The following is a 5,109-nucleotide window of genomic DNA, read 5'->3' on the forward strand; positions in this document are numbered from 1 at the left end:
GGTGTACGCGAAGAATTCCCTGGTCACCGACGACGGTCTGTCGGCGCCGCGGGACCCGGCCCGGCCGCTGATGATCGTCCACGGTCTCGCCGACGACAACGTGGTGGTGGCCCACAGTCTGCGGCTGTCCTCCCCTCCGAGGTCTTCGTCGACCGCTACACCGGAGGCCGGTCCGTCGTCGCGGCGACACTCGCACCCCCGCCGGGCTGGCTGCTCGTCGTCCTCGTCCTGCTGCTGCTGACCGCGGCGGCCGCCGCGTTCGTCCGGCCCCCCTACTCCCGGCCGTTCGGCATGGTCGCCGGGGCGCTCCTGGGCGGCTGGGGCCTGACGGGCCTCGCCACGGCCTTCCGCCACGACCTGTTCGTGCGGCTCCCCGACATGGCGCCGGTCGAACAGCTCGTCCTCGCGTCGGCCCTGTTCGACCTGCTGGCCGGCGCCACCGTGGTCATCGTGCTGGCGGGACCGGGCGAGCGCCGCGTGCCGGCCGCCCCGGAGGGRCTGCCGGCCCTGCCCCCGGCCCCGCCGTCACCGAGGCCCCCCGGCTGGTGACGCCGGGGAGAGCCCCAGCGACCGCCGCAGGAAGTCGACCTGGAGCAGGAGCAGGTTCTCCGCCACCTGCTCCTGCGGCGTCATGTGGGTCACGCCCGTCAGCGGCAGCACCTCGTGGGGCCGCCCCGCGGCGAGCAGCGCGGAGGACAGCCGCAGACTGTGGGCCACCACCACGTTGTCGTCGGCGAGACCGTGGACGATCATCAGCGGCCGGGCCGGGTCCCGCGGCGCCGACAGACCGTCGTCGGTGACCAGGGAATTCTTCGCGTACACCTCGGGGTCGTCCTGCGGCGTCCCCAGATAGCGCTCCGTGTAGTGGGTGTCGTAGAGCCGGAAGTCCGTCACCGGAGCCCCCGCCACCGCCGCGTGGAAGACGTCCGGGCGCCGCAGGACGCCGAGCGCGGCGAGGTAGCCGCCGTACGACCAGCCCCGGATCGCCACCCGGTCCAGATCGAGCGGGAAGTCCCGCGCCAGCGCGTGCAGGGCCTCGACCTGGTCGTCCAGCGTCGGCGTCAGGTCACGGTGGATCGCCTTCTCCCAGGCCGGCGACCGGCCCGGCGTCCCGCGTCCGTCGGCGACGATCACCGCGAAGCCCTGGTCGGCGAACCACTGCGACGTCAGATGCGGATTGTGTGCGGCGACCACACGCTGAGCGTGAGGTCCACCGTAGGGGTCCATCAGCACGGGCAGAAGTCCGTCACCTTCCCGGTACCCCGAGGGGAGCAGGACGGCGCACGGAATCCGTCGTGCGCCCCCCTCCACCAGACGCACCCGGGCCGAGAGCACCGGCGTCTGCGCGTACGAGGCGACCACCGCCACCTGCTCGCCCGCCCGCAGCACCCGCGTGACGCTCCCCGGCGCGTCCGGGCGGGCCGACGACAGCACCGTCACCTCTCCGCAGCGCACGGCCGAGTGAATTCCGGTGCCCTCCGACACGCGTTCCACACCCCGCTCGCCGACCCGGTACACGTGGATCTCGCCGGTCTCCGGCTCCGCCGCGGCCTCACCGGCCGACGCCGACACCAGGACGTCGCCCGCCGCCACGTCGAGGACGGCCCTGACATGCAGCCCCGCCCCCGTCAGCGCCCGGTCCCCGACCGCGAGCACCCGTGCCCCGCCCTCGTCGGCGATCCGGACGAGCCGCCCGTCCGGGGCCCACACCGGAACCCCCGGCAGCAACTCCATCCACTCCGCGTCCTCGTCCACGTGCACGGTCCGGGTCGCCCCCGTCGCCGGATCCACCGCCAGATGCAGCTGGACGCGCTGGTCACGGGCCTGGACGAGCAGCAGCGGCGCCCCGTCCGCCGACCAGTGCACCCGGGCCAGGTAGGGATACCGCTCCCGGTCCCACCCGACCTCCGTGCGCCCGCCCGCCAGATCCACCACGTACAGCCGCACGTCCGCGTTCGGCGTCCCCGCGGCCGGATACGCCACCCCTTGCGGCTCCCGGTCCGGGTGCGCCGGATCCGCGATCCACCACCGCCGCACCGGCCGGTCGTCCGCCCGCGCCACCAGCAGCCGGTCCGACTCCGGCGACCACCAGAAACCGCGGCTGCGCCCCATCTCCTCGGCCGCCACGAACTCCGCCAGGCCGTACGTCGTGTCCCCGTCCTCGGGCTCCACGAGCGCCCGGTCGCCCTCCCCGTCCGCGCCCGTCACCCGCAGCGCCCCACCGGCCACGTAGGCGATGTGCCGCCCGTCCGGGGACGGCCGCGGGTCGATCACCGGTCCCGGCGCCCGCAGTTCGCGCGCGGTCCCGGCCCGGAGCTCCGTGGCGAACAGCCGACCCGACAGCGCGAAGGCCGCCAACTCCACGGCCCCGTCCGTCGCGTAGCCCACGATCCCGCCCGAGCCCTCCCGGCTGCGCTCGCGCCGGGCCCGCTCCTCTGCGGACAACTCCTCGGCGGCGCCCGCCAGCAGCGACGCGGGGTCGGCCGCGAGCCGCTCCCGCGCCTCACCGGCGGACCCGTCCAGGTCCAGGACCCACAAGGCGTGTGAGAGGTCCGTGCCGGAAGCCGAGCGCAGGAACACCACCCGCCCACCGTCCGGAGAAACCGTGAAGGAGCGGGGAACGCCCAGGGTGAAGCGCTGAGTCCGGGCGTACTGGCGAGGGAACGAGAGCGGCACCGACCGCTGTTGCCTGGAGGTCATGCCGCCGAACCTAGCGCTGTGCGCCCCCCTGTGCCCCCGTACACCATCGATGCGGAGCCACACATAGTTATGATCCGTAGCGCTAGGTGGGTAAGGGACACCTGCACATGCTCGCCGAACTGACCGTCCGAATATCCGACCGAAGAAGTGTGGAGGTGAACCGCCGTGGCACTCTCGATTTCGGCGGTGGTGCTGCTGGCGATCGTCGTCTTCCTGCTGATCCGGAAATCCGGGCTGAAGGCTGGACATGCGGCGGTCTGCGCGCTCCTGGGCTTTTACCTGGCGAGCTCGTCCATCGCCCCCTCGATCAGCACGCTCACCACGAACGTGGCGGGCATGATCGGCGGACTCAAGTTCTGACCTCGCGAACCGACCGCGGCCCCGCCTCGTAGGGTGGGGCCATGACCGATCTCCCCGCGGCGGACCGCCCAGCCCGCCGTCTCCTCCTGGTGCACGCGCACCCCGACGACGAGTCGATCAACAACGGCGCGACCATGGCCCGGTACGCGGCGGAGGGCGCCCAGGTCACCCTCGTGACCTGCACCCTCGGCGAGGAGGGCGAGGTCATTCCGGCCGAACTCGCCCATCTCGCACCCGACCGGGAGGACCGGCTCGGCGACCACCGCGTCGCCGAACTCGCCGCCGCGATGAAGGAGCTCGGCGTCACCGACCACCGCTTCCTCGGAGGCCGGGGCCGCTACCGCGACTCCGGGATGATGGGCGCCGACCAGAACCGCCGCGAGGGCGCCTTCTGGAACACCGCCGTCGACGACGCCGCACCCCACCTCGTCGCCGTGATCCGGGAGACCCGCCCCCAGGTCCTCGTCACCTACGACCCCGACGGCGGCTACGGTCACCCCGACCACATCCAGGCCCACCGCGTCGCCACCCGCGCCGCCGAGCTGGCCGCCGACACGGGCTACCGCCCCGAGCTCGGCCCCGCCCACCGGATCGAGAAGATCTACTGGAACCGCGTCCCGCGACCGGTCGCCGAGGCCGGCTTCGCCCGGCTGCGCGCCGCGGCACCCGACTTCCCGGGCATCGCGGACATCGACGACGTCCCGGGCGTGGTCGACGACTCCCTGATCACCGCCGCGATCGACGGCGGGGCGGACGCGACGGCGCGCAAGACCGCCGCGATGAGGGCGCACGCCACACAGATCGCTGTGGACGGCCCCTACTTCGCCCTCTCCAACGACCTCGGACAGCCGATCTTCACCACGGAGTACTACCAGTTGGTCCACGGCGAGCCCGGCGCACCCCGCGGCGAGCGCGAGGACGACCTCTTCGCCGGCGTGGTGACGCCATGAGCCCCCGCCCCGAAAACAGCCCCGGTGCCCGGCCCGAGAGCCGCCCCGGCACCCGGCCCGCCGCCCCGTCCGGCCCGCGGCTGAACGCCCGCGCCGCCTGGTACGTACTCCTCTTCGTCCTCGGGGCACTGGTCGGAACGGCCGGCTCGTTCGTCCAAAGCGCCTGGTTCCCCGGTGGATTGATCCTCGCGCTGCTCGCCTCCGCGGGGGTGTTCTACGGCGGCCTGCGCGCCACCGGCACGCAACTCGGCGTCGTCGCCTCGGGAGCGGGCTGGCTCGTCGCGATCGTGCTGCTCAGCTTCGGACGGGCGGAAGGGGACGGGGCATTCGGCGGCGGAGTCGCGGAAATGATCTACCTGCTCGGAGGCATGGCGATCGCTGTGATCTGCGCCACCCTGTCCCGGCTGTCGCCTCCGGCCCCGTGAACAGGCCGACTTGAGCCGGTCGCTGCCCGGACTTCGGCCGGAATGCCCGTCACGGAGTCACCGGCGATCGGGTACGAGTCGGCGGCGGCCAGTATGGTGGTGCGCGCCGCCGAGCCGCCCGGTACACGAGCACCAGCAAGAGCGGGCGGTGGAGCCAACCGGGAGATCCTGCTTTGAGTCGTGAAACTGGTCGAGAGACTGACACTTCGTCCTCCGGCGCCCAGGGGCGCGGTGGAGCCGCCTACCCCTCGGGTACACCGCCGTACGGATCCCGTCAGTATCCGTCGCTCCACCCGACGCAGGACGCGCCCGAGGGTGCCGCCCCCGCCGCGCCGCCCAAGCCGCCGCAGCCGGAGGAGCCCAAGACCGAGACCACGCTGACGACCCGGATCCGGATCAACATCCCGGGTTCGCGGCCGATCCCGCCGGTCGTGGTCCGCAAGCCGGTGGGCGACTCCGGCGCCTCCGCCGCGCCCGCTCCGGCCGCCGAGCCGGCGGCGGAGCCGCAGGCCGCACCGGAGCCGGAGCCGGCCCCCGCGCCGGAGCCCCCCAAGGCGGAGGCGCCGGAGTCGCCCACCGGCTTGCGGACCACGACCGGCGGGATCGGCCGCGAACCCGGGATGTTGATCCGGATCCGGGTCGTCAGCGTGGTCTCGGTCTTGGGCTCCTCCGGC

At 73.6% G+C, this 5,109-nt stretch carries 4 protein-coding genes and 2 pseudogenes; 5 read left to right on the plus strand and 1 reads right to left on the minus strand.

What is annotated here, in order from left to right; all coding sequences use genetic code 11:
• A pseudogene (locus EAO71_RS39810) lies at positions 1-549 on the plus strand (hypothetical protein); the annotation flags it as partial.
• Here the strand turns inward: EAO71_RS39810 and EAO71_RS30740 are convergent.
• Positions 526-2,700 carry a S9 family peptidase gene (locus tag EAO71_RS30740; RefSeq protein WP_147981063.1) on the minus strand — a complete coding sequence of 725 codons (2,175 nt, stop codon included), beginning with the start codon at positions 2,698-2,700 and terminating at the stop codon, positions 526-528. The pseudogene EAO71_RS39810 and the gene EAO71_RS30740 sit on opposite strands and share 24 nt — an antisense overlap.
• A 165-nt stretch (positions 2,701-2,865) precedes the next feature.
• On the opposite strand from EAO71_RS30740, the gene EAO71_RS30745 reads away from it, so the two are divergent.
• The 4 genes and pseudogenes from EAO71_RS30745 to EAO71_RS40340 all read left to right on the plus strand — a co-directional run.
• Positions 2,866-3,060, plus strand: a complete 195-nt coding sequence (locus tag EAO71_RS30745; protein ID WP_137993529.1) for a hypothetical protein — start codon at positions 2,866-2,868, stop codon at positions 3,058-3,060.
• Between the two features lie 41 nt (positions 3,061-3,101).
• The gene (gene mshB / locus EAO71_RS30750; protein WP_147981064.1) at positions 3,102-4,010 is read left to right on the plus strand and encodes an N-acetyl-1-D-myo-inositol-2-amino-2-deoxy-alpha-D-glucopyranoside deacetylase; all 909 of its coding nucleotides are present in this window, start codon (positions 3,102-3,104) and stop codon (positions 4,008-4,010) included.
• Positions 4,007-4,435 (plus strand): DUF6113 family protein, encoded by a 429-nt coding sequence (locus tag EAO71_RS30755; protein WP_222723601.1) that lies wholly within the window; start codon positions 4,007-4,009, stop codon positions 4,433-4,435. Before mshB ends, EAO71_RS30755 begins: the two co-directional genes overlap by 4 nt.
• Before the next feature lie 173 nt (positions 4,436-4,608).
• Positions 4,609-5,109, plus strand: a pseudogene (locus EAO71_RS40340) (hypothetical protein); the annotation flags it as partial.

It is taken from the genome of Streptomyces sp. MS191 (genome assembly GCF_008042125.1).
Classification (GTDB): Bacteria; Actinomycetota; Actinomycetes; order Streptomycetales; family Streptomycetaceae; genus Streptomyces.

Bases quoted from the DNA above. Each gene is read 5' to 3' on its own strand.
- EAO71_RS30740 (WP_147981063.1), bottom strand. From the start codon at position 2,700: ATGACCTCCAGGCAACAGCGGTCGGTGCCGCTCTCGTTCCCTCGCCAG.
- EAO71_RS30755 (WP_222723601.1), top strand. From the start codon at position 4,007: ATGAGCCCCCGCCCCGAAAACAGCCCCGGTGCCCGGCCCGAGAGCCGC.
- mshB (WP_147981064.1), top strand. From the start codon at position 3,102: ATGACCGATCTCCCCGCGGCGGACCGCCCAGCCCGCCGTCTCCTCCTG.